This is a genomic window from Arthrobacter sp. W4I7 (genome assembly GCF_030816215.1).
Classification (GTDB): domain Bacteria; phylum Actinomycetota; class Actinomycetes; order Actinomycetales; family Micrococcaceae; genus Arthrobacter; species Arthrobacter siccitolerans_A.
In genome coordinates, this window is record NZ_JAUSXU010000001.1 from 597,083 (window position 1) to 619,857 (window position 22,775).

A 22,775-nucleotide genomic window follows, 5' to 3' on the forward strand; every position below is an offset into this window, starting at 1 on the left:
GCATGTGTGCGCTGTCACAGATAGGCCCGCGAGCGGCATTTATTAAGCGGTGAATGGATATGCTGCGGCAGCCGGTTGTCCGCGCCCAGCTAGTGATCAGTCAGGCTCTTAGCTAGGCTGAGATGGAATTGTGACTTCACTTTGGACCCTCCCGTCCGGGCCGCGCAAGCGCCCGGGACGGGAGGGACCGCTGTACGACGGCACGGTTTCGGGGCCGCCCTGGCCCCGGTGCCGCCACGCTAAGGAGAACAGAATGAACCAGCAGATCGTCGGCCAGAAGACAGGCCCTGGCACCGCGGCGGGTTCCGGCAGCACCAGTGCTCCGGCAGCCGGGGCAGGCAAGCCGGCCACGTCCGAAGGCAAGGGCGCCAGCGCCCACCAGGCGGTGCTGGGTCCGTTCACCATCCGGGACCTGGCCGTGTTTGGCGCTACCCTCATTTTGTTCATCGCGTCCCTGCTGCCCATTTTCGGTGGCCGCTACAACCTTTGGAACCTGAACAACCTCTTCTTCCTGGGCTTGGGCATTGTCCTGCCCCTTGTGGTGAGCGCGCTTTTCGCCGCACGCAGGCTGGCGCCCGGCACAAAAATCCGGATCGGGTCGCTGTCCATTGACCAGTTCGCCTCCGTGGTGGCGTCCTTCGCGGTCGCCTTCTTCTTCCTCTCCGTTGCGGGCGCTTATGTTCCCAGCCTGTTGGTGGGCCTGATCGGCGCCCTGGTCCTGTTCGCCGCGACCGTCCTGGGCCGCTTCCTTCCCTACGTCTCACCCGACTTCCAGGGGCGCGCGGAAGCCCCGGCGCATGTGGTGGCGCGGGAAGCCGCTGTTCCTGTACACAAACCTCGCGCTCCCAAAAAGCCCAAGGCCGAGTCCGGCGCTGCCAAACCTGCTGCCGGCGGAGGCCTGTTCAGCGGTGCCGGTGCCGGATCTTCCGCTGTCCAGCCCAATGCTGCGCACCACACGCCTGCCACGGCAGCAGTTCCCACCACCAGTGCTGCTGCTGCCGGTGCACCGGCCGCGGGGCCCGCACCCGTTTCCACCGCCCCCGAAGCCTCCGATGCCAACTCGGCGGGTGGCCAGGGCCCCGCAACCCAGGCCTCCGACGTCGTCCGCCCTGCTTCGGCGCCCGCCGCGGAGGAGACGCAGCTGGGGGACGTTCCTTCCGCCGGCACTGCTGCGACCGGTCCTGCCTCCGGTGCCGGTGCTTCACCGGCTGTGGGCGCTGGGTCGGGTGCAGGGCAGGCTGCCGCGGGCAATCACGACGGCGGTACGGCTGCCTCCGCTGCCTCCGCTGCGCAGGACTCCTGGGAGCCGCCTGCCGCTACCGCTGTCCACCCCCAGGTCCGTGCCGATGTTCCGATCGGGGCAACTGTGGACCCGGCAAGCCGGCCCGAGGAATCGGACGAGCAGCCCATCCACGAAGCCTTCTGGTTCGCCGTCGCACAGCACCGCACCGCGTTCGATCCCCGCACCGGTGCCCCGGCGTTCGTTATCGAACCGGGCGGCTGGGTGCTGGCCTTGGAGGACCGCGGGCACGAGTTCCTCGTCCAGCACACCGACGGGCGGCTGGGCGTGCTGCGCGACCTCAGCAATATCGAGCGCGGCTAGCACATGGCCCCGCCCCGGGCGGCCAAAGCCCCACGGGCCGCTACTGCACCGCAGGCGCCCAACGCCGGCGGTGTGACGGCAGCCGCCGGCCAGGCCGCAGGCATGCCCGTGGTTTCCTCTGAGTCCATGCTCGGGCTGAAGCGGCGGGCGCGCCGGATCAACAGGGCGCTGGCGGAGAAGTATCCCTACGCCCATGCGGAACTTGATTTCCGCAATCCGTTCGAACTGCTGGTGGCCACCGTCCTGTCGGCCCAGACCACCGACGTCACCGTCAACCAGATCACCCCGCTGCTGTTCGCACGCTATCCGGACCCACGGTCCATGGCCGAAGCGGATCCTGCCACGATCGAAGAAATCATCAAGCCCACGGGTTTCTTCCGGGCCAAGACGCGAAGCCTCGTCGCGTTGTGCACCCGACTGGTGGATGAGTACAACGGAGTGGTTCCCGGCCGGCTGGAGGATCTCGTCACGCTGCCGGGGGTTGGCCGGAAGACCGCCAACGTGGTGCTGGGCAACGCCTTCGGCGTCCCGGGCATCACGGTGGACACCCACTTCGGCCGCCTGGCCCGCCGGTTCGGCTGGACGCAGTCCGAGGACCCGGTCCAGATCGAATACGACGTCGCGGAGCTCTTCGAGAAGAGGGACTGGACCATGCTGTCCCACCGGGTGGTGTTCCACGGCCGGCGGGTGTGCCACTCCCGCAAACCGGCGTGCGGCGCGTGCCCCGTGGCCAACTGGTGCCCCAGCTACGGAATGGGCGAAACAGACCCGGCCAAGGCGGCCAAGCTGTTAAAGTACGAACTCGCTCCCGGCAATGAAGCCCTCCTCGCCCAACTGCTGGCTGAAACCCACAGGGCAGCTGAAATCCGGATGGAATCCCAAAAGAGGACCCGGTGAGCGCCCGCGAAGACCTGATCCGGCTGGCGGGACGGGCGGCGTCAGGATCGGCATCGCCCCCTGACCCGCTCTGGGCAGCCCTGACCGTTGATGCCCAAACGGCGCGGAGGGCGGCGGTCCTGATGTTGTTCGGGGCCCTCGACGAGGTCCCGGCTGCGTCGGACAAACCGCTGGCCCCGGCAGACCTGGACGTACTGCTCCTGGAGCGCGCCCACACGCTGGGTTCCCACCCCGGGCAGGTGGCGTTTCCCGGCGGCAGCATTGACGCGCCGGAAACGCCGGTGCAGGCAGCACTGCGCGAGGCCGTAGAGGAAACGGGACTGGACACGAACGGCGTCGAAGTTCTGGGCACACTGCAGGAACTGGGCCTGGCCCACAGCAACTTCCTCGTCACCCCTGTCCTGGGATGGTGGCGCTCGCCGTCACCCGTCCGGGTGGTGGATTATGCCGAGTCCGCGCAGGTATTCCGGGTCCCCGTCCGCGACCTGCTGGACCCGGACAACAGGGTCATGGCCACGGTCCACCGGGCCGGGCGGACCTTCGACAGCCCGGCATTCACCGTCAACGGCGTGGTGGTCTGGGGCTTTACCGGAATCGTCCTGAACGGCCTCTTTGAACAGCTCGGCTGGGCCGTCCCGTGGGATCGGAGCCGGGTGCACCCGATAAACGTTTAATTTTTGTGGATCGCGTTAATTCCTGTGCCCTAGGCCTGTTGGTGGCGCAGATCCACTACTATCCCCGTCGCCGCGTTCTCACGCATCGCGTTGATGCCTTCCACAAGTGTGTTCAGCGACTTGAAGTTCGGTGAAACGGCAACGATGTTGCCCTCCCCGTCCGTAAGCCGAAGCCTGTACGACTCGTCCCCAACCCGATGTATTTCAAACCTGCCCGCCATGCGCCGGACCTCCCCTGGTGTTTGCGCCCTTGCATCAACCTCTGGACCGATCTGTTTCAGTCACCATAAGACTGTAACCCGCGTCACGGGACCCTTGCGAGCTACTGCCGGGTAGGTTACTTTCCTCGACAAACGTCGCGCTGGACGCGCCGGAGGGCACGCTGCGCGCCTTCAAGAACGCTGCTCCTACTTGGCATGGTTGTAGGAATCCACCACTGCCACGCTCACCGGGAACTCGACCGGGATGCGTCCGAACAGCAGCTCCTTTGCGGCACTTGCGGCGTCCTCGATCGCCATGATGCACGCGTCCACCTGCTGCACAGGAGCGTGAATCATCACCTCGTCGTGGAGGAAGAAAACCAGTTCCGCGCCCGCCTGTCCCTCCGTGCGTAAGGTGCGCAGCCGCCGTCGTAATTCCGCCAGCCAGCAGGCCGCCCAGTCCGCGGCGGAACCCTGGACAACAAAGTTGCGCGTGAAACGCCCCCTGGAACGGGCTATCGATTCGGCCCGCCGCTGCTCTTCGGCCGACGCCGCACGCTGGCTCTGGAACCACCGCTCCGACGGGGGAGGGCTGCTGCGGCCCAACCGGGTGGTTACCGTCCCGCCGGACTCACCGGCGCGGGCTGCCTGCTCGACGAAACCCACTGCCCGCGGATACGTCCTGGTGAGCTGCGGCATAAGGCGCCCGGCCTCACCCGACGTGGCGCCGTACATGGCACCCAGCAAGGCCACCTTCGCCTTGGCCCGGTCGCCGCCGAAGCCCTTCGCAGCGATTCCCGCGTACAGGTCCTGGTCACGGGCAGCTTCGGCCATGATTGAGTCCTGGGCCAGGGCCACCAAAACGCGCGGCTCAAGCTGGGAAGCGTCCGCCACAACCAGCTTGTGTCCGGGATCGGCATGGACGGCGCCGCGGATCTGGCGGGGAATCTGCAGTGCGCCTCCGCCGCGCGATGCCCAGCGGCCCGAGACCACCCCGCCCACCACGTATTCAGGCCGGAACCTGCCGCCGGCCACCCAGGCGTCGAGCCAGGCCCAGCCGTTCGCCGTGTGCAGGCGTGAAAGCTTTTTGTAGGCCAGGAGCGGCCCGATGGCGGGGTGGGTTGACTCCTTCAGCTCCCACTGCCGGGTGCTTTTCACCTCTATGCCGTTCCGGTGCAGGGCGCGGATGAGTTCCTGCGGGGAATCCGGGTTTAGCGTTGGAGCGTTCAACAGCCCGCGCAGTTCGAGGTTCAGCGCTTCAAGTTTTGCCGGGCGGTGGCCCACGGGCGGGCGCGGGCCGAGGTAATCGGCCAGGATTTCTTCGTGCAGGTCCTCCCGCCAGGGAACTCCGGTGTGCTGCATTTCAGCCGCGATCATCGCGCCGGCGGATTCGGCGGCCAGCAGGAGCTGAAGCCGGTGCCGGCGGTTCTCCTCCGGGCTGACGGCGGCCAGGGCTTCCTGCTGGGCGGCGTATTCCGCGCGGAGGTCTTCAAGGCTGAGCCGGGGTTCGGAACCCGAATGGGGATTATCGAACAGGGCGTCCTGTTCCGGCGGCGGAGGTGGCGGCTGGAGCGCCCGCTGTGGCTGCTGCGGGTCATCCAGGGTGATCTTTTCGGCGTTCCGGGCATAGCCAGTGTGGGCGGTGAACTGGGAGAGGGCCAGGATGTTCCCGCAGAGGCTGAGGTCATAGCAGCGCTCCAGTTCCACCCCGCGTGCCAGCAGGGACGGATACCAGTCCTGCGTGCGGTGCCAGATCCAGCGGGGAGGTTGCCCGCCGCGCGGCCTTCGTTCCAGTTCGAGGACGACGTCGGCCAGTTCGCCTGCGGAGACCGGCCGGGGTTCCGGATTGGCGGGGTGGGGGTGGCCAGCTTGGGTGAGTTCCTGCAGGACCGCGCCGGAGGGGTGGGGGCCGAGCAGGAGGTACATGCTCCAATTCTGCCTTGTCTTTCCAGGCTGTTCTGTCGCGGACTCTTCCTGCACAGGATTGTTGAAACCCGACTTGTCCACATACGGACGGGGCTTGCTTATCCTTGCCTGAACGGGGGTGGACAGTGGCTTCATGAGCAGGCACCAGTCGACCCCCTCCCACTCGGTTCCAGTCCTTGCCGGGCGTTTGCCCCGGAGTCCGGATGAGGAGCTGCGGTCCGGCGCCCCAGGTGTCACGGCGGGTTTCGCCCCGGGGTTAGGCGGGCCAGCCGATGCGTGGCTGCCGGACAGCAAGGAAGAGGTGCTGCTGGTAACTTCCTCTGCTGTTGTTCGCGCAGAGGTGGAGCGCATCGTGGCGGCGGCCGGTGCCCATCTTCGCGTTGTTGCCGATGCGCCGGAAGGGGCCAGGTACTGGGATGGCTCGGCCGCGGTCCTGGTGGGCAGCGACATCCGGGAGCTGCCGCCCCGGCGGCGGGCACCGGCCGTCCTCGTGGGTTTGGACGGTGAAGGCGACAGCCTGTGGCACCTGGCTGCGGCGCTCGGGGCGGAGCGGGTGGCCGTACTTCCGGATGCCGCGGCCTGGCTGGCGGACCACCTCAGCCGCTCCCGGGCGCCCGGCCCCGGCGGGATTATCCTGGGGGTCACCGGCGGGTGCGGCGGGGCCGGAGCCACCACGGCTGCAATCTGGATAGCCCAGGCGGCGGCAGGGATGGGAGCCCGGGTACTGCTCGTTGACGGCGACCCATGGGGCGGCGGGCTGGAACTCGCCATCGCCGCAGAGGAAAACCCGGGCCTGCGCTGGCCCGACCTTTCCGAGGCGCGGGGCAGCATTGATTCGAGCCAGCTGTCCGACTCACTGCCCGTCGCCGGGGGATTCTCTTTCCTCTCCTGGCCCGCCAGCCGTGAACAGCCCGTGCCCGTAGCCACACCAACCACCACCGTCGTGCTCGATGCCGCCCGGCGGGGATACGAACTGGTGGTGCTGGACATCGGCAGGGGCGCCGGGCCGCTTCAGTCTTATGCCTGGGACTGCGACCGCATCATGGTGGTGGTTCCCGCGCAGCTGAAGGCGGCCGTGGCGGCGGTGCGGTTGCTCCATGAGTTCCCGCCAGTTGAGGCCGGGCTCTTAGTGCGGGGCCGGCCGGGGGCCGCCCTGGATGGCCCGCTCATTTCCGAGGCAATCGGACTTCCCGTGCAGGGCCGCGTCCCTGAGCTCCGCGGTGTTGGCGCTGCCATGGAGTCCGGCCGCCTCCTGGACCTCGGCAAGCGGCGCAGCGTCCGGCATTTTGCCGCCTCGGTGCTCGATTCACTCGGTGATGAGTTGCCCGCTGGGGAGTTTGGATGAAGCAGCAACCGGCACGGGGTTCGGGAGCAGCCGACGGGCTCCGGCGGCGTGCCCGGCTCATAGATGGCCAAGGACTGGCAGGCCAACGCCCGGCGGGCCGGCGCCCGGACCCGCGCCAGGCGGAGCGGCAGGTTGTTGACGCCGGGCTGCTGGAATCGGTACGCGAGTCCATGATGGCTGAAGCCGGGGTTGTCACGCCTTCGCGGGTAGCAGCCGCCGTACAGGCCACCGGCAAGTTGCTGGGCACGGCCGGCGCGCTCGCTGCGGTGGAACGCATCAGCGCCGAGCTTAACGGGCTGGGACCGCTCCAGTCGCTGACCCGGGATCCGGCCGTCACGGACATCTTCGTCAATGCTCCGGACTCGGTATGGGTTGACCGCGGTCGGGGCATCGAGCGCGTTCCGGTGGCATTCGGCGATGAAGCCCAACTGCGGGCCCTGGCCTGCAGGCTGGTTGCCGCGGGAGGGCGTCGCCTGGATGACGGCTCACCCTGCGTGGATGTGCGGCTGGCGGGCGGTTACCGCGTCCATGCAGTACTGCCGCCGGTTTCCACGTCGGGAACACTTCTGAGCGTCAGGATCCGCCGGGAGCGGGTGTTCACCATGGACGAGTTGGAGTCAGCCGGAATGTTCGGCCCCCTGGTTAAGGACGTCCTGGAACGGGTGCTGGAACTTCGGTTGAGCTTTTTGATCAGCGGTGCCACCGGTTCCGGGAAGACCACGCTGCTGTCCACCCTGCTGGGGCTGTGCGCGCCGGAGGAGCGGCTGGTCCTCATTCAGGATGCGTCCGAGCTGAATCCCGTCCATCCGCATGTGGTTTCCCTCGAATCGCGGCACGGAAACCTTGAAGGCGGCGGGGAAGTGGGGCTCGGCGAGCTCGTCCGGCAGGCCTTGCGGATGAGGCCCGACCGGCTGGTGGTCGGTGAGTGCCGCGGCGCGGAGGTCCGCGAATTGCTGACGGCGATGAACACCGGCCACAGCGGAGGAGGCGGAACGATTCACGCCAATACTGCGGGCGCTGTGCCTGCCCGGCTCACGGCGCTGGGCGCGCTCGCCGGAATGGGCCCGGACGGTGTCCGGCTCCAGGCGGCCAGCGCGCTTGACGTGGTGATCCATGTCGAACGGACCAGCCGCGGCCGGGAGGTGACCTGCATCGGCGTTATCGGGGACGGCCCTGACGGGCTTCGCGTCCTGTCCGCCCTGCAGGTTGTGGAAGGCGCGGCCGTTGCGGGTCCGGCATGGGGCGCGTTGGCGGGCAGGCTTGGACTTGAACCCGGGCAAGGCCTGTGAACTTCTTCCTGGCAGCCGCATTGGTGCTGGCTGCGCTGTTGATTCTTCGCCCGCCGCAGAGTGCAGCGGTGAGGTTCCGCCGGGCAACCGGAGGCGTTGCTCACGCATCGGCTGGCAGCCCGTGGGCGCGCCTGCCGGGCTGGGTCAGGCCTGAAACCGGAAAGCCGGCTGCGGCTGGCTCGGCGGTAGCCATGACCCTGGTGGTGCAGCAACTGGCCGCGCTGCTCAAAGGTGGGCGGACGCCGGCCCGGCTGTGGGACGAGCTGTGGTTTATGTACGGCGCCAAGAGCCAAACACGGCCGGATGGAGCAACTCCGGCGCAGAAGGCTAATGGGCTTACCCAGGGGTCAGCCGCCACCCTTGCTGCGGCCCGCTCGGCTGCGGCAACGGGGGCTCCCGTATCGGAGGCCATCACGCGCTCCCTGCCCGCGGCTTTTCCGCGGGCGGACAGGGAGTGCCGGATCTGGTCCCAACTGGCCGCCTGCTTAGACATCGCAGAAGCAAGCGGCTGCCCCCTGGCCGACGTGCTGACGAGGTTCGCGGCGCAACTGGAAGTAGAGGACGATGCCGACGCCGCCCGGCAGACGGCACTGGCAGGCCCCAAAGCCACCGTCCGGCTGCTGACCTGGCTTCCGCTGATGGGGCTGGGCCTCGGAATAGCCCTCGGCGTGGATCCGCTGGCCATTCTGCTGGGCACGCCGCTGGGCCTGGCAGCGCTCGCTGCCGGGATTGTCCTTACCGTTGCCGGCCGGTTCTGGTCCGCCCGGCTGGTGGCGGCAGCAGCAGGTGCGGGTGTCCCATGACCGAACCACTGCCGCAGGCGCTCGCGCTCTTAGCCATATTGGCCGCCGCGGCCTGCCTCTTATGCACCGGGAAGGGCGGCGTCCGGAAGCGGCTGAATGCCCTGTCCACGGTGCGCCGCCCTGATGAGGTGGCCTATCCATGGTCCGCGGGGCCCCGCAACCGGGATGGTCCCGACGGCCTGCAGGACACCGCCATGATGCTTGAACTCGTCGCCGCAATGCTGGACGCCGGTTGCGGCATCGGCCGTTCCCTCGATCTCGTGTCTGCTTCCGCGTCTTCCCAGTACCGGGAGTCGCTCCGTCCCGTCGTTTCCGCACTGGCCATCGGAGCGGACTGGGAAACTGCGTGGCGAAGCTCTGCCGTCCGGTTGCCGGGGATTCTGGAGTTGCGGGATGCCCTAGGGTTCGCGGCGCTGACAGGTGCACCGTCGTCGGCGATCCTCTACGCCCAGGCTGCAAGGCTTCGCCGGGAGAGGTTCCGGGCAGCCGAAAAGCGGGCTGCGTCCCTCGGCGTCAAGCTGGTGGTACCGCTGGGACTGTGTTCACTCCCGGCCTTTATCTGCCTGGGTGTAGTGCCCGTTTTACTCGCCCTGGTCCCGTCCGGCTCCTAGCCCTGGGGCGACCCCGTCGGCGCAGGCTACGAGACCTGCGGCTGCCCCCGCCGGAAATGCTCTCCTCGCCGCGTTGGCCTTCCCAGCACGGGGTTATCACCACGGATTCCGGCAGGACCCCGCGTCCTGCTCTTTCCCTCCACAGCAGCCAAACCACCTCAACTTTTCCACTTACGCACCAGCCGGCCTTACCGCTTGAGGCAGGGCCGGGAAGAGTCAAACCAGCCGGCAACCGTGCCGGCCCATCGAAAGGAACCACCGCATGACCATCAACCAGGACCGCCAATATGCCGCCGGAAAAGCAGCGCTCGCAGCAGCCCGGCCGAACATCCGACGGGGCGCCGCCACAGCTCGATCCGCGGGTGCACCCCCGGCCGGCGCTGCATCGTTGCCGGCCAATGTGGTGGAGCCCTACCCGGGCGCCACCGGCGGGCGTCGCACCGGCATCCGCGGGCGTCGCACCGGCATCCGCGGGCGTCGCACCGGCATCGGCAGGCTGTCGGGATCAGAAGCAGGCATGGCAACTGCCGAGTATGCCATCGCCACCTTGGCGGCCGTCGGTTTTGCCGGGCTGCTGGTCTTCATCCTTCGCAGCGAGGAAGTGCGCGGCTTCCTGCTCAACCTGATCCGCACGGCGCTGGCGTTGCCATGACCAATGCCCCGGAGGCGGTGTACCTTCGGCGGGCGGAGGACCGGGGCGCCGTTACCGCAGAGTTTGCCGTGGCACTGCCTGCCGTCCTGCTGCTGCTGGCCATGCTGCTTACAGGTGCGGCGGCCGGAGTCACCCAGTTGCGGCTGGAGGAAGGAGCCAGGGCGGGTGCCCGCGCACTGGCCCGCGGAGACGATTCTGCGGCCGTGGAAAGGATCGTCAGGACCCTTTCGGGGGCGTCGGCGTCCGCAGCTGTTGCAGCGGAGGGCGAATGGCTCAGCGTCACTGTCACCGGTCGGGTAGGGGGTCCGCTCGGGTCATCGATCCCGTGGACCCTGACGGCCCGGGCCTCAACCCGCAGCGAGACAGTGGCAGCGGGCCCTGCCATTCCGTCGGCAGTTGCGGCTGCGGCAGGTGCCGGATGACCGGACCGGCCCGCCGCAGTCAACCCGGTACAGCGGATGGTCGGGCTCGCCCGCTGCAACCAAGCAAACACAGCAGGAAGGAGCGGCCTCAGGTGAAAGCCACTGTTCAGGCCAAGCACAGCCGGGAGGGCACGGAGCGCGGCTCGGGCACCGTTCTGGCAGCGGGCCTCGCGTTGATGGTGATGACGGTGATGGCACTTCTGCTGCTCCTGGCACAGTCGGCTGTTCTGGCCAGCAGGGCCGCCGCAGCTGCGGATCTTGCTGCACTCGCCGCGGCGGACGCCCTGCGCGGGGTCACGGACGGGGAACCGTGTGGTGTAGCTGCGGAAGTCGCGGCGCGGCACGCCGCCACAGTCGTCAGCTGCTCCGAGGGCGGAGGCCAGACCGTGGAGGTCCAGACCGAGCTGATCGAAGGGACCATGCTTGGGACGGCAAGCGGGCACGCCCGGGCCGGGCCTCCACCCTGAGCAGGCGAAGGACGGGCCTCAGAGCAGGGCTTCCGCGCTCTTGGAGCTGGCCTCGGTGGCGTCTTTCAGCAGGACATCGAGCAGGGTGACCGCGGCCGCCTTGTCCAACGGATTGTTCTTGTTCCCGCATTTGGGCGACTGGACGCAGGAGGGACAGCCCGATTCGCATTCGCAGGCCTTGATGGCGTCCCGGGTCGCGGCCAGCCACACCTTTGCCTTGTCGAAACCGCGCTCGGCAAAACCGGCTCCGCCAGGGTGCCCGTCATAGACAAAAATGGTGGGCACTCCGGTGTCGGCATGCAAGGCAGTCGAAACGCCTCCGATGTCCCACCGGTCGCTCGAAGCCACCAGCGGAAGCAGGCCGATTGCCGCATGCTCCGCGGCGTGCAGGGCACCAGGGAACTGGGCTTCGATCAGGCCGGCGGCAGTGAGCGACCGGTTGTCCACCTCAAACCACACTGCCTTGGTAAACAGCTCCCGGGCGCCGAGGTCGAGGGGTTCCTCGCCGAGGATCTCGTTGGAAATCAGGGCCTTGCGCTGGAAGGAAACCACCTGGGTGGTGACCTTCACGTCGCCGAAGTGCAGGGAAACCTCACCCCACCTGGCGCTGCGCTGGGTTTCCAGCACCTCGATCTGGGTGACGTCCCGGGCCGTGGTGTAGTAGTCCGGATTGGCGCGGCGGACCACTACGCAGTGATCGTCTTCGTTGAGGTCCTCCACCACGTAACTGTCGCCCTGGTGGATGTAAACGGCGCCGGTGTGCGCCTGGTAGTGGGTCTGCGGCGAGTCCATCGTCCCCAGGAGGGAGCCGGTATCGGCATCCACAATACTGACCGGCCCGCCGCCGTCGGCCCGCAGGTTCACCATGGCGGCCGCACTCTGGGAATGGGTCCAGAACCATCCCGCAGGGCGGCGCCGGAGATACCCCTGGGCCACCAGCCGGTCGAGAAGTGTCTCGGCCGTACTCCCGAAGAGGCCCAGCTCTGCCGGTCCGAGCGGCAGTTCGGCGGCCGCGGCGCACAGATGGGGCCCCAGCACGTATGGGTTGGACGGGTCGAAAACAGTGGCTTCCACCGAGACGTCGAAGATGGCCTCCGGATGGTTCACCAGGAAGGTGTCCAGCGGATCGTCACTGGCAACAAAGGCCGCGATGGCGTCCTGTCCTGCCCTGCCGGCCCGCCCGATCTGCTGGAACAGTGAGGCCCTGGTGCCGGGCCAGCCGGCTACCAGGACAGCATCGAGCCCGGAGATGTCGATCCCCAGCTCCAGCGCGGAGGTGCTGGAAACTCCCAGCAGCCGGCCGGAGCGCAGTGCCTTCTCCACGGCCCGGCGTTCCTCGGGCAGATATCCGGAACGGTAGGCCGCCACCCGCTGCGGGAGGCTGGGGTCCACCTCGTCCAGGAGGCGCTTCGTGATCGAGGAGATGGTCTCCGCTCCGCGCCGCGACTTGATGAAGGCAATGGTGCGGACGTGTGCCGACACCAGGTTGGCCAGGAGGTCCGACGTTTCGGCCACGGCCGTCCGCCGTTGCTTAGCGCCGTTCTCGCCGCGGGTTTCGGTCAGCGCCGGTTCCCAGAACGCCACGGTGGTTGCGCCGTGCGGGGAGCCGTCCTCCGACACGGCCTTGACGGGGGCGCCGATGAGCCGGGCGAAGGAGGCATCCGGTTCAGAGGCAGTGGCTGAAGCGGCAATGAACACCGGCTCGGGGAATGAGGAGCCGGCTCCGTAGTAGGCGCAGATCCGCCGGAGCCGGCGCATCAGGTTGGCCACGTGCGAGCCGAAAACGCCCCGGTAGCTGTGCGCCTCGTCCACGATCACGTAGCGAAGGCGTCGAAAGAACCCCGCCCACCAGGCGTGGTTGGGAAGGATACCGAAGTGCAGCATGTCCGGGTTGGCCAGGATGAAATTGGCGTGGTCGCGGATCCACCGCCGGGAGGCCGGGTCGGTGTCGCCGTCGTAGGTTTCCGCGCGGACGGTTGGCAATTGCAACGCCCGGATGGCGTTCAGCTGGTCGGCCGCGAGGGCCTTGGTGGGGGACAGGTAAAGGGTGACCGCGCCGTCGTCGTGGATCTTTCCTGGCTCGGCAAGAACCCGAAGCTCGGAGCGGTGGATGGCATCCAGCGCCGGCAGCTGGTAGGCGAGCGACTTTCCGGACGCCGTCCCGGTGGCCACCACAACGTGTTCGCCGCCGTGGGCAATGTCAGCGGCTGCCACCTGATGGCGGTAGGGCTGCCGGACGCCGAGCGAACCGTAAGCAGCAACCAGATCCGGGTGGACCCACGACGGCCACGGTTCGTGCACGGCCTCGCGGGCAGGGATGGTGCGGACATGACGCAGCTGTTCCGGGTCCGGGCCGCGGCCCAGCAAGGGAATCAGGGAGTCATGGGGGTTCACCCCAATATTGTTTCACCCGCCAGGAGCCGGACGCGCCGGGTTCGCCGTCGGGGTAAACCGGGAACCCGATACGGACGTACCGCCGGGCGCTCAGCTCAGGGACAGATCGGACCCGTCGTGGGATGCCGAAAGCATCAGCACACGGGAAACAGTGGTCCAGCCGAGATGGGAATAGAGCTTCTGGCCGTCAAGGGATGCCAGCAGCAGCCCGCTCTGGACGTCATGGCCAAACGCCTGCGCTGCCAGTGCCCGCATGATGAAGCTGCCAAGGCCGCGCCGCTGGAAGGCCGGTTCGGTGATGATTTTGTCGAACACGGCGGTATCGCCCACCACATAGACCCGGCCGCTGGCGGCCACGGTGTCACCGGAACGCACCTCCGCATAGTGCACGCCGTCCTGCTCGGAGGTCGCCAGGGAAAGATCGTCATCTGAAAGCCAGGGATCCTCGGCATCCTGGGTTTCCATGTCCACGATCATCATGGCTTGGGAGTCGGAGGTCACGTTCAGCCCGTGCTGGCGGGCAAGTTCCGAATAACGGGCGGTGTCGTTGGTCAGGATCGTGAGGACCCTGGCCGGCACTTCCGCCGTTTTGGCCGCGAGAACGGCAAACTCGGTGTCCGTTGGCTCGGAGGCGAAAAATTCCCATTCACCGGTGGTATCGGACCGGAGTGCGGCGGGGAAGCGGCCTTCGGAGGATGTCCGGTAACCGCGACAGCCTGCCCAGCCGGCCACCCATACTTCGAGAAGGCCAGTGATGTCGTTAACCATGGTTTCCGGGCTCATGCGATGAGACTATTCCACCCGGATCACAAGCAACAGGGGGTGGCAGGCCAGAAGTCCGCTGCTTATGCAATTGTGATGCAGCACCATCCAGCGGCCAGGGGCGGCGGAACCGGGTCAGGCCGCCCGAATCCAAGCCGGTACCCTTAAATACGTGGCTTTGAACCGAATCGTCCTTTTTTACGGCTTTACCCCCATCGCTGATCCCGACGCCGTGCGGCTCTGGCAGCGTGCCCTCTGCGAAAAGCTGGGACTGACCGGCCGCATCCTCATCTCCAAGGACGGCATCAACGCAACGGTCGGCGGCGAGATCGGCGCCGTGAAGCAGTACGTCAAGACCACCCGTGAGTACAAAGGCTTCCACGGCATCGACGTCAAATGGTCCGACGGCGGCGCGGAAGAGTTCCCCCGGCTCAGCGTCAAGGTGCGCGATGAGATCGTCTCCTTCGGCGCCCCCGGCGAACTCAAGGTGGACGCCAACGGTGTGGTGGGCGGCGGCAGGCACCTTAAACCCGAAGAGCTGCACGAACTCGTCGACGCCAGGAAACAGGGCGGCGAAGACGTGGTCTTTTTCGACGGCCGGAACGCCTTCGAAGCACAGATCGGCCGCTTCAAGGACGCCATCGTCCCGGACGTCGCCACCACCCACGACTTCATCAAGGAACTCGAGTCCGGGAAGTACGACTCCCTCAAGGACAAACCGGTGGTCACTTACTGCACCGGCGGTATCCGCTGCGAGGTGCTCTCCAGCCTGATGGTCAACCGCGGCTTTAAAGAGGTGTACCAGCTCGACGGCGGAATCGTCCGCTACGGCGAAACCTTCAAGGACCAGGGCCTCTGGGAAGGCTCGCTCTACGTGTTCGACAAGCGTATGCACCTCGAGTTCAGCGAGGACGCCAAAACCATCGGCCAATGCACCCGCTGCGCCGCCCCCACCAGCAAATTCGAGAACTGCTCCAACCCGAGCTGCCGCACCCTCACCCTGTACTGCGCTGAGTGCGCCTCCAGCCCGGACACCCTGAGGTGCCCCGAAGGCTGCGCGGCCTAAAGTCCAGGCACCGGCAACAGCCATCACAGGCGCCGGAGGCGGTAGGCGTAGTTGGCGCCCGTCCTGGCCTCTACCGTGATGGTCAGCGCCGTTTCGGCCGAGAGATAAATGACGTTCTCCCGGTTGATGCCGCACCGCAACCCAAGGTCAACCAGTGTGAGCGCGTTGCTGCGCACGGTGAAGTTCACCCTGCGCTGGCTCCGGCAGGTCAACGCCAAGGCATAGGTTCCCGTCCCCACCACGGGAGTGGTTTCGCTGCGCACCTCGCCCGCGGCCAGCAGCCCGGCCGCCGCATCAACCACAGGATCATCCGTATCGGGCAGGGTGCGGGCCACCCAGGAATCCAGTTCCGCCTCGCTGACAGGCTCGCGCTGCAGGGGATCGCGGGTAAATGCCGGAGCCGGGGCCACTGTCTGCTCCGCATCAGCGGGATCAGCAAACCGGCCGTCGTCGTATGTGTATTCACAGCCGCCCAGCGCCAGCCCCGCCGTGAGCACAAGGCCGAAGACGACGGCGGCCGCAGGTTTTCGCGTCAGCGGCGCCGGGGCTGTCCGCACCGGACGGGGCGCGGAGGATTTCCGCACACTGGGCATAGTCCGACTTTAAGCCCGCACGCCCCTGCGGGCCATAGCTATTCGGCGGGCGCCAGCCGGTAGGCGTAGATGAGGGGCGCGTCCACACTGGAAGTGCTGATTTCCAGGGTCCCTGACCGCGGCAGCGTGATCCCGGTGACCTCTTTGCTGCCGTTGCAGGCCGCTCCGGCGTCCACAACGTCTTCCCCGTCCAGGGACACCGCGAAGAACACTTTGCCCCCGCCCTCGCAGGTCGCCGTCAAGGTGTAGCGGCCGGCGCTGACGTTGGTAGCCTCCTGGATGATCCGGTTCCGGTTGAGGATTTTTCCGGCGTCCTCCAGTAGGGCCCCCGGGGTTGTTGGCAGCGCGGTGGCCCGCCATCCGGGAACGTCAGCGTTCTCAATCGACACCACGGGCGAGCACCCCGCCAAGGCAAGAGCCGCCAGGCCTGCCGGCGCACATGCTTTGAGGGCGAGGCGCCTCCGGTGGGCGGGCTGCTTCCGGGCGCGCGGAAGGACGGAAAGCGGTGTTGGCATACCTCAACGCTACCCCGTCCGGCCGGCCGCAACGTTCCACCTGCCGCCGGACCGAAGCCGGACCTGCCGGCTGACCGAAGCCGCCGCACTAAACTTGAGCGGTGCCTAATTCCCTGTACGAGTTCACCGCCGGCAACACCCCCGACGCGCCCCGCAGCGACCTTCCGGACCTGCTCACCGCACTTGCCGCGGACCTGCGCGCCGTGGAGTACACGCTCGACGGCGTAGCGAACCTCCTGGGCGAACCGGCCTACACGGCCTTGAACCGGGACCAGACCATTCCCGGGCTGCTGGCTGCCGAGCGCGCCGTCCGGCGGGATGACGGCGCGAAGGCGCTTGCCGCCGTCGTCCGCCTGTGGCTGCTCGCCGAGCCGCAGCCGGAGGAAACGCTCGACGCCGCGCTGCCAGGCATCCGCGCAGAAGGCCTGCTGGCACTGGGGCTGGTGGAGCCCGTTCCCGGCACCGCGCTCCTGGCCGCCAAAGCCGACCTGCGGCCCTACGGCTGGGACGTTAATGAGGACGGCAGCGGCGGCGCCGAACTGTGGGTGGCCAGCGACCTCGCGGCGCACCAGCAGGAAGGCGTCCTCTGCCACGACCACGTCCTCGGCATCGGCCAGGCCTCCACCACCCTGGTGCAGACAACGTTCCGCCGCCACACCGAACGGGCACTGGATCTTGGCACGGGCTGCGGCATCCAGGCTTTCCACCTGCTGCACCACTGCGAGCACGTGACGGCGACAGACATTTCCGAACGCGCGCTCGCCTTTACCCGTTTCAACATCCTGCTGAACGCGGAGGCCCTGTCCGTGGACCCGGACCGGCTGGGGGACCGGGTGAGCCTGCGCCTCGGCTCGCTGCTGGAACCGGTTGCCGGCGAGGAATTCGGGCTGGTGGTCTCCAACCCGCCTTTCGTCATCACGCCGCGCAGCGCGGGGGAGGACGCCTCCGAACAGTTCACCTACCGCGACGGCGGCATGCCGGGCGACGGCATCGTGGCGGCCCTCGTGGCGGATCTTCCGGCGGTCCTGGCTCCCGGCGGAACGGCCCAGATGCTGGGCAACTGGGAAGTGGCCGAAGGTACCGCCTGGCAGGAGCGCCCCCAGTCCTGGGTGGACACAGGCCTGGACGCCTGGTTCATCCAGCGGGAGCTGGTCAGCCCGGAGGAGTACGCCGAAACGTGGCTGCGCGACGCCTCAGAGGGCCGGGACCGGGAACACTACCAGGACGCGTACGCGGCGTACCTCGCGGACTTCGAGTCCAGGAACGTGGCGGGGATCGGCTTCGGCATGGTGCTGCTGCGCCGGCCCCTTTCGCCAGGGCAGGGTCCCTTCACCCGGTTCGAGGAAATCACCTACCCCATCGAGCAGCCCATCGGCCCGCACCTGGGCGCGGCCCTGGAACGCCAGGACTGGCTGGCCGCCAACACTATCGAGGACGCGCACCTGCTGGTGGCGGACGACGTGACCGAGGAGCGCCACCAGCGGCCCGGCGCCGAACACCCGGGCGTGATCCTGCTGCGCCAGGGAGCCGGCCTGCGCCGGACCAACCTGCTCAGCACCGAACTTGCCGGGTTCGTCTCCGCCTGCGACGGTGACCTCACCGCCGGCCAGATCGCCGGGGCGCTGGAGGCGCTGCTGGGCGGCGGTTTCGGGGGTAGTTCGGGCGTCAGTCCGGACGCCGACGGCATCCGGGAAGAAGCGTTCGACGCCGGCACGTTCCGGAGCGCATTGCTCGCCGAAGCAGCCAACCTGGTCCGGGACGGCTTCCTGATTCCAGCCACGGATTAAGGCAGGGACTGAGGGGCGGAAGGCAGCCCGGCCAAGCCCCCTCTTTTCCACATGGATGCGCACATTTCTGCAAAATATGGTGAACTAGGCCAGTATGGGCGCATCTGCCCGAGCAACCTTTTTCTGTAGGAGCACCGTGCCAAGCAAGGCCAAAACCGGCAAGAAACTCGTGATTGTGGAGTCTCCGGCCAAGAGCAAGACCATCGCCAAGTACCTGGGCGAGGGCTTCATCGTAGAGGCCTCCATTGGTCACATCCGCGACCTGCCGCAGCCGTCCGAACTCCCCGCCGAGCTGAAGAAAACCTCCGTGGGCAAGTTCGCCGTCGACATTGACCACGACTTCAAGCCGTATTACGTGGTGTCCCCGGACAAAAAGAAAAAGGTGACCGAGCTCAAGGCTGCGCTCAAGGACGCCGACGAACTTTACCTCGCAACCGATGGGGACCGCGAGGGCGAAGCCATCGCGTGGCACCTGCTGGAAGTACTCAAACCAAAGGTCCCGGTGTACCGGATGACGTTCGGGGAAATCACCAAGGAAGCTATCCAGCGCGCCATGGGCAACCTACGCGACGTCGATACTGCCCTGGTGGACGCGCAGGAAACCCGCCGTGTCCTGGACCGCCTGTACGGCTACGAGATTTCCCCGGTGCTCTGGCGCAAAGTGGCCCGGGGCCTGTCCGCCGGCCGCGTGCAGTCAGTGGTGACGCGCATGGTGGTGGACCGCGAACGCGAGCGCATGGCGTTCAGGGCCGCCTCCTACTGGGACCTCACCGGCCAGTTCGGCGCAGACGCCGGCTCCTTCAAAGCCAAGCTCGCCTCCGTCGACGGTGCCAAGGTTGCCAGCGGCCGTGACTTCAACGACGACGGCGTCCTCACCTCGAAGAACGTCGCCCACCTCAACGAAGAGCTGGCTACGTCCCTGGCCGCCGGGCTGCAGAACGCCGAGTTCCGCGTTCGCTCCGTCGACACCAAGCCCTACACCCGCCGCCCGGCGGCGCCCTTCACCACCTCCACGCTGCAGCAGGAGGCGGGCCGCAAGCTGCGGTTCTCCTCCAAGAGCACCATGCAGGTGGCCCAGCGCCTGTACGAAAACGGCTACATCACCTATATGCGTACGGACTCCTCCTCATTGAGCGACGAAGCCGTCACCGCCGCCCGGCGCCAGGCCTCCGAGCTGTACGGCCCCGAGTACATCCCGCAGTCGCCGCGCGTGTACACCGGCAAGGCCGCGAACGCCCAGGAAGCCCACGAGGCCATCCGCCCCGCCGGAGACTCCTTCCGCACACCCGCGCAGGTGGCCAAGCAGCTGTCCGGCGACGAATTCCGGCTCTACGAGCTCATCTGGAAGCGGACGGTCGCCTCGCAGATGGCTGACGCCAAGGGTTCGACGGCGACCATCCGCCTGGGCGCCGTGGCTACTGACGGGCGTGACGCCGAGTTCTCGGCCTCCGGCACCGTGATCACGTTCCCCGGTTTCCTGGCAGCCTACGAGGAAGGCAAGGACGAGACCCGCGGCGACGACGATTCCGATGAGGCCCGCCGCCTTCCCAACGTTGCCAAGGGCGACGCACTCACCGCCGCGGACATCATCGCCATCGGCCACGAAACGTCACCGCCGCCGCGCTACACCGAAGCATCGCTCACCGCGGAGCTGGAAAAGAAAGGCATCGGCCGCCCGTCCACCTATGCCTCCACCATCTCCACCATCCAGGACCGCGGCTACGTCCGGAAGCAGGGCTCGGCCCTGGTGCCGAGCTGGATCGCCTTCTCCGTGATCCGGCTGCTGGAACAGCACTTCAGCGACTATGTGGACTATGAGTTCACCGCTGACATGGAAGGCGACCTCGACAAGATCGCCAACGGCCAGGCCGTCGGCGCCTCCTGGCTTCGGCACTTCTACTTCGGCGAGGACTCCGATCCGGGCCTGCTGAGCATCGTCAACAACCTCGGCGAGATCGACGCGCGGGAAATCAACTCCATTCCCATCACGGACGAGATCACGCTCCGGGTGGGCAAGTTCGGCCCGTACCTGGAAAGCTCCGCGGCCACCGTGGACGCAAAGACGGGGGAGATTGTGGAGTCGGCGCGTGCGAACGTGCCGGAGGACCTCGCCCCCGATGAACTGACCGCCGCCAAGGCCATTGAGCTGATGGAAACGGCTGCTCCCGAGGAGCGCGTGCTGGGTACCGATCCGCACACCGGGCACACCATCGTCGCCAAGAACGGCCGCTACGGTGCGTACGTTACCGAGATCATCCCTGAGATGACCGAGGAACAGATCGCCAACCAGCCGGTGGAGTACTACAAGAACGGCAAGCCCAAGCCGCCGAAGAAGCCGGTCAAGGCCAAGCCGCGCACGGGCTCGCTGTTCACGTCCATGACCGTTGAGTCCGTGACCCTGGACGAGGCACTTCAGCTCATGAGCCTGCCCCGGGTGCTGGGGGAGGACGCCGAAGGCAACCTCATCACTGTGCAGAACGGCCGGTTCGGTCCGTACCTGAAGAAGGGCACCGACTCCCGCTCGATCGGATCGGAGGAGGAGATCTTCACCATCACGCTGGAACAGGCATTGGAGATCTATTCGCAGCCGAAGCAGCGCGGCGCCCGTGCCGCCGTCCCGCCGCTGGCGGAGTTCGGCCCGGACCCGGTGTCGGAGAAAAACATCGTGGTGAAGGAAGGCCGCTTCGGCCCCTACATCACTGACGGGATCACCAACATCACGGTTCCCCGCGCCACCTCCCTGGAGGAACTCACCCGTGAACAGGCTGTTGAGCTCCTCGCCGAGAAGCGCGCCAAGGGCCCGGTCAAGCGCACACCCACCCGCAAGGCTCCTGCCAAGAAGAAGGCAACGGCCAAGAAGTAAGTGGTTGGCCCGACTGGAAGAAATCCTCTGCGTGCTCGCTCGTTCGCCCCACCGTCCCCCTCGCCTCGCAAGCTCGGCCAGGGAACCCGGACGGTGTGGGCCCACGCTTGACGCTACGCTGCCGGATTCCTCCCAGTCGGCCGTCAGCAAGCATTGGCCGAATTGCAGTGGAGAGCCCAACGTGGTCGAGTAGGTATATGACTGAACAGCCAGGCATTGCCGACCAGACTCCCCTCAATGACCTCGAGGAGAAGCTCGCCACGGGCGGACAGCCTGATGCCAATCCTGTGGACGTCATCCTGTCCTTCCTGAACAGTGAGGTCTACATCGTCAGCCCGGACAATATCGAGGGCGTCGATTCCCAAGTGGAGCCGCTGGTCCTCGCCAACGCCGACGGCGACCCCGTCCTGGCCGTCTTCTCGCACCCCAGCCGGGTTGACCAGCAGTATCTGGAGGCAGCACCCAACGTGCTCGGAACGCAGGGCGCGGCAATCATCGCCAACATCGGTGACGAGCTCGGGATGGTCATCAACCCGGGGGCAGCCTACGGCTTTGAGATCAATCCCGAAGGCGTGGCCAACATCAAACGCGACTTCAAGCGCGCCGACGGGGAATAATGTCAGCATGCGGCTAGGCGTCCTCGATATCGGGTCCAACACTGTCCATCTCCTGCTGGTGGATGCCCACCCCGGCGCGCGGCCAGTGCCCTTCGCCTCGCACAAGCGTCCGCTTTCCCTGGTCCAGTACCTGGAGCGGGACGGCAGCATCAGTGACGCAGGCCAACACGAACTCACGGAATTCGTCCTGGAAGCCTGGGAATTCGCGGCACGGCACAAGGCCGAGGACCTTCTGGCGTTCTGTACCTCCGCCATCCGCGAAGCCACCAACGGGCCCGAAGTCCTGGCCCGCGTCAAGCACGAAACCACCGTCACGCTGCAGGAACTGACGGGAAGCGAAGAAGCGTCCATGACCTTCTTCGCCGTCCGGCGCTGGCACGGCTGGGGCGCCGGACCCATCCTCAACCTGGACATCGGCGGCGGCTCTTTCGAAATGGCTTTTGGCCAGGACGAGCTGCCCGAAGTTGCCACGTCCGTGCCGCTGGGCGCCAGCCGGCTTACCCGGGACTGGCTTGCCGAGGACCCGCCCTCGGCCAGGAGCGTCAAGGAAGTCCGCCGCTACATCCGGGCCACCCTGAAGCCCGCGGTCCGCGAATTCGACGGACTGGGCCGGGCAAACGTCGTCGCAGGAACTTCCAAGACCTTCCGGTCCCTTGCGCGGATTGCGGGAGCCGCCCCCAGCGCGGCCGGCCCTTACGTTAAGCGCGAGCTGCACGGCTCCGACCTGGGGGTGTGGGCGCAGCGCATCTCCGCCATGAAAGCCGAAGACCGCCTCCATCTGCCCGGCGTTTCCGAAGCCCGGGCCCACCAGCTGTTGGCCGGGGCGCTGGTGGCGGAAGCGGCCCTGGAGTTGTTCAAGTTCAAGAAGATCAAGATTTGTCCGTGGGCACTGAGGGAAGGCCTAATTCTCCGGCGGCTCGACCAACTGGTGTTCTCCGGGCCCCTGGAGCTGGCCCCGCACGTTACGCCGCCCGCCGTCCAGGCCGCCGTCTGAGCGCAGCAGCATAGGCCAATCAGTCAGTTTCAGGTACAGGGACAGGCCGAGGGCAAGAAGGCAGCTAATGGTCAAAGGCGCCTAATGGGTCAAAGTGCGCGTTAAAAGCGGAAGCACCGGCGGCCGCGACAGGAAAATGGGGGAAAACCTGTTGCGTACGCCGGTGCCCTGGCAGACATCCCCATGCCTGCCGCATCACTCGCACCCTCAATGAGGTAGTAACTACAGTAGGGGCGCTAGTTGGGAAGTACCTGCATCCAACATGTGAGTCAGCTGTGAGTGTGTTTCGGGAAGT

General features: G+C 67.1%; 21 protein-coding genes. 15 read left to right on the forward strand and 6 right to left on the reverse strand.

Translation table 11 applies throughout. The annotated features are described in order from the left end of the window. Positions 1–253 precede the first annotated feature (253 nt). From QF047_RS02760 to QF047_RS02770, 3 genes are all read left to right on the forward strand, one after another. Positions 254–1,603, forward strand: a complete 1,350-nt coding sequence (locus QF047_RS02760; RefSeq protein ID WP_307273664.1) for a hypothetical protein — start codon at positions 254–256, stop codon at positions 1,601–1,603. 102 nt (positions 1,604–1,705) lie between these two features. Further along, positions 1,706–2,500, forward strand: coding sequence for an endonuclease III (gene nth, locus QF047_RS02765; protein ID WP_307281726.1), 795 nt, complete (start codon positions 1,706–1,708; stop codon positions 2,498–2,500). Further along, a complete protein-coding gene (locus QF047_RS02770) occupies positions 2,497–3,174 on the forward strand; it encodes a CoA pyrophosphatase (protein WP_307273665.1) in 678 nt (225 codons plus the stop codon). Before nth ends, QF047_RS02770 begins: the two co-directional genes overlap by 4 nt. Positions 3,175–3,203: 29 nt before the next feature. Here QF047_RS02770 and QF047_RS02775 read toward each other — a convergent pair whose 3' ends face one another. Together QF047_RS02775 and QF047_RS02780 are read right to left on the reverse strand one after the other, a co-directional pair. Next, positions 3,204–3,395 (reverse strand): DUF1508 domain-containing protein, encoded by a 192-nt coding sequence (locus QF047_RS02775; RefSeq protein ID WP_307273666.1) that lies wholly within the window; start codon positions 3,393–3,395, stop codon positions 3,204–3,206. A 186-nt stretch (positions 3,396–3,581) separates the two neighbouring features. Continuing rightward, positions 3,582–5,300, reverse strand: coding sequence for a bifunctional 3'-5' exonuclease/DNA polymerase (locus tag QF047_RS02780; RefSeq protein WP_307273669.1), 1,719 nt, complete (start codon positions 5,298–5,300; stop codon positions 3,582–3,584). A gap of 280 nt (positions 5,301–5,580) precedes the next feature. On the opposite strand from QF047_RS02780, the gene ssd reads away from it, so the two are divergent. The 7 genes from ssd to QF047_RS02815 all read left to right on the forward strand — a co-directional run bounded on the left by ssd (position 5,581) and on the right by QF047_RS02815 (position 10,889). Further along, positions 5,581–6,645 (forward strand): septum site-determining protein Ssd, encoded by a 1,065-nt coding sequence (gene ssd, locus QF047_RS02785; protein WP_307281730.1) that lies wholly within the window; start codon positions 5,581–5,583, stop codon positions 6,643–6,645. Continuing rightward, positions 6,642–7,934 carry a TadA family conjugal transfer-associated ATPase gene (locus QF047_RS02790; protein WP_307273672.1) on the forward strand — a complete coding sequence of 431 codons (1,293 nt, stop codon included), beginning with the start codon at positions 6,642–6,644 and terminating at the stop codon, positions 7,932–7,934. Before ssd ends, QF047_RS02790 begins: the two co-directional genes overlap by 4 nt. Continuing rightward, positions 7,931–8,737 carry a type II secretion system F family protein gene (locus tag QF047_RS02795; RefSeq protein ID WP_307273674.1) on the forward strand — a complete coding sequence of 269 codons (807 nt, stop codon included), beginning with the start codon at positions 7,931–7,933 and terminating at the stop codon, positions 8,735–8,737. Before QF047_RS02790 ends, QF047_RS02795 begins: the two co-directional genes overlap by 4 nt. Next, positions 8,734–9,348, forward strand: coding sequence for a type II secretion system F family protein (locus tag QF047_RS02800; protein WP_306635635.1), 615 nt, complete (start codon positions 8,734–8,736; stop codon positions 9,346–9,348). Before QF047_RS02795 ends, QF047_RS02800 begins: the two co-directional genes overlap by 4 nt. Before the next feature lie 262 nt (positions 9,349–9,610). Further along, positions 9,611–10,000 carry a DUF4244 domain-containing protein gene (locus tag QF047_RS02805; protein WP_307273677.1) on the forward strand — a complete coding sequence of 130 codons (390 nt, stop codon included), beginning with the start codon at positions 9,611–9,613 and terminating at the stop codon, positions 9,998–10,000. Continuing rightward, the gene (locus tag QF047_RS02810) at positions 9,997–10,422 is read left to right on the forward strand and encodes a TadE family type IV pilus minor pilin (protein ID WP_306635631.1); all 426 of its coding nucleotides are present in this window, start codon (positions 9,997–9,999) and stop codon (positions 10,420–10,422) included. Before QF047_RS02805 ends, QF047_RS02810 begins: the two co-directional genes overlap by 4 nt. Positions 10,423–10,514: 92 nt before the next feature. Next, the gene (locus tag QF047_RS02815) at positions 10,515–10,889 is read left to right on the forward strand and encodes an Rv3654c family TadE-like protein (protein ID WP_306635629.1); all 375 of its coding nucleotides are present in this window, start codon (positions 10,515–10,517) and stop codon (positions 10,887–10,889) included. Positions 10,890–10,907: 18 nt separating this feature from the next. Here QF047_RS02815 and QF047_RS02820 read toward each other — a convergent pair whose 3' ends face one another. Beyond that, positions 10,908–13,283 (reverse strand): DEAD/DEAH box helicase, encoded by a 2,376-nt coding sequence (locus tag QF047_RS02820; protein ID WP_307273685.1) that lies wholly within the window; start codon positions 13,281–13,283, stop codon positions 10,908–10,910. A 90-nt stretch (positions 13,284–13,373) separates the two neighbouring features. Beyond that, on the reverse strand, positions 13,374–14,066 hold the full coding sequence (locus tag QF047_RS02825) for a GNAT family N-acetyltransferase (protein WP_306635625.1): 693 nt from the start codon (positions 14,064–14,066) through the stop codon (positions 13,374–13,376). 151 nt (positions 14,067–14,217) lie between these two features. Here QF047_RS02825 and QF047_RS02830 point away from each other — a divergent pair, with 151 nt between their 5' ends. Beyond that, complete coding sequence (locus tag QF047_RS02830; RefSeq protein ID WP_307273690.1) at positions 14,218–15,111, forward strand: rhodanese-related sulfurtransferase; 894 nt, start codon at positions 14,218–14,220, stop codon at positions 15,109–15,111. Positions 15,112–15,134: 23 nt separating this feature from the next. Here QF047_RS02830 and QF047_RS02835 read toward each other — a convergent pair whose 3' ends face one another. Further along, positions 15,135–15,704, reverse strand: coding sequence for a hypothetical protein (locus QF047_RS02835; protein WP_307273692.1), 570 nt, complete (start codon positions 15,702–15,704; stop codon positions 15,135–15,137). A 38-nt stretch (positions 15,705–15,742) separates the two neighbouring features. Further along, positions 15,743–16,219 carry a hypothetical protein gene (locus QF047_RS02840; protein ID WP_307273695.1) on the reverse strand — a complete coding sequence of 159 codons (477 nt, stop codon included), beginning with the start codon at positions 16,217–16,219 and terminating at the stop codon, positions 15,743–15,745. Between the two features lie 101 nt (positions 16,220–16,320). Here QF047_RS02840 and QF047_RS02845 point away from each other — a divergent pair, with 101 nt between their 5' ends. The 4 genes from QF047_RS02845 to QF047_RS02860 all read left to right on the forward strand — a co-directional run bounded on the left by QF047_RS02845 (position 16,321) and on the right by QF047_RS02860 (position 22,480). After that, positions 16,321–18,006 carry a methyltransferase gene (locus tag QF047_RS02845; RefSeq protein WP_307273698.1) on the forward strand — a complete coding sequence of 562 codons (1,686 nt, stop codon included), beginning with the start codon at positions 16,321–16,323 and terminating at the stop codon, positions 18,004–18,006. A gap of 136 nt (positions 18,007–18,142) precedes the next feature. Next, positions 18,143–20,869 (forward strand): type I DNA topoisomerase, encoded by a 2,727-nt coding sequence (gene topA / locus QF047_RS02850; RefSeq protein ID WP_307273701.1) that lies wholly within the window; start codon positions 18,143–18,145, stop codon positions 20,867–20,869. A gap of 197 nt (positions 20,870–21,066) precedes the next feature. Then, on the forward strand, positions 21,067–21,486 hold the full coding sequence (locus QF047_RS02855) for an SseB family protein (protein WP_306635613.1): 420 nt from the start codon (positions 21,067–21,069) through the stop codon (positions 21,484–21,486). Between the two features lie 7 nt (positions 21,487–21,493). Continuing rightward, entirely contained in the window at positions 21,494–22,480 is a 987-nt protein-coding gene (locus QF047_RS02860) for a Ppx/GppA phosphatase family protein (protein WP_307273706.1), read from the forward strand. Positions 22,481–22,775 lie beyond the last annotated feature (295 nt).

Excerpts from the sequence above, each read along its gene's own strand:
- QF047_RS02760 (WP_307273664.1), top strand. The coding sequence starts at position 254 with ATGAACCAGCAGATCGTCGGCCAGAAGACAGGCCCTGGCACCGCGGCG.
- nth (WP_307281726.1), top strand. The coding sequence starts at position 1,706 with ATGCCCGTGGTTTCCTCTGAGTCCATGCTCGGGCTGAAGCGGCGGGCG.
- QF047_RS02775 (WP_307273666.1), bottom strand. The coding sequence starts at position 3,395 with ATGGCGGGCAGGTTTGAAATACATCGGGTTGGGGACGAGTCGTACAGG.
- QF047_RS02780 (WP_307273669.1), bottom strand. The coding sequence starts at position 5,300 with ATGTACCTCCTGCTCGGCCCCCACCCCTCCGGCGCGGTCCTGCAGGAA.
- QF047_RS02790 (WP_307273672.1), top strand. The coding sequence starts at position 6,642 with ATGAAGCAGCAACCGGCACGGGGTTCGGGAGCAGCCGACGGGCTCCGG.
- QF047_RS02800 (WP_306635635.1), top strand. The coding sequence starts at position 8,734 with ATGACCGAACCACTGCCGCAGGCGCTCGCGCTCTTAGCCATATTGGCC.
- QF047_RS02805 (WP_307273677.1), top strand. The coding sequence starts at position 9,611 with ATGACCATCAACCAGGACCGCCAATATGCCGCCGGAAAAGCAGCGCTC.
- QF047_RS02810 (WP_306635631.1), top strand. The coding sequence starts at position 9,997 with ATGACCAATGCCCCGGAGGCGGTGTACCTTCGGCGGGCGGAGGACCGG.
- QF047_RS02825 (WP_306635625.1), bottom strand. The coding sequence starts at position 14,066 with ATGAGCCCGGAAACCATGGTTAACGACATCACTGGCCTTCTCGAAGTA.
- QF047_RS02835 (WP_307273692.1), bottom strand. The coding sequence starts at position 15,704 with ATGCCCAGTGTGCGGAAATCCTCCGCGCCCCGTCCGGTGCGGACAGCC.
- QF047_RS02840 (WP_307273695.1), bottom strand. The coding sequence starts at position 16,219 with ATGCCAACACCGCTTTCCGTCCTTCCGCGCGCCCGGAAGCAGCCCGCC.
- QF047_RS02855 (WP_306635613.1), top strand. The coding sequence starts at position 21,067 with ATGACTGAACAGCCAGGCATTGCCGACCAGACTCCCCTCAATGACCTC.
- QF047_RS02860 (WP_307273706.1), top strand. The coding sequence starts at position 21,494 with ATGCGGCTAGGCGTCCTCGATATCGGGTCCAACACTGTCCATCTCCTG.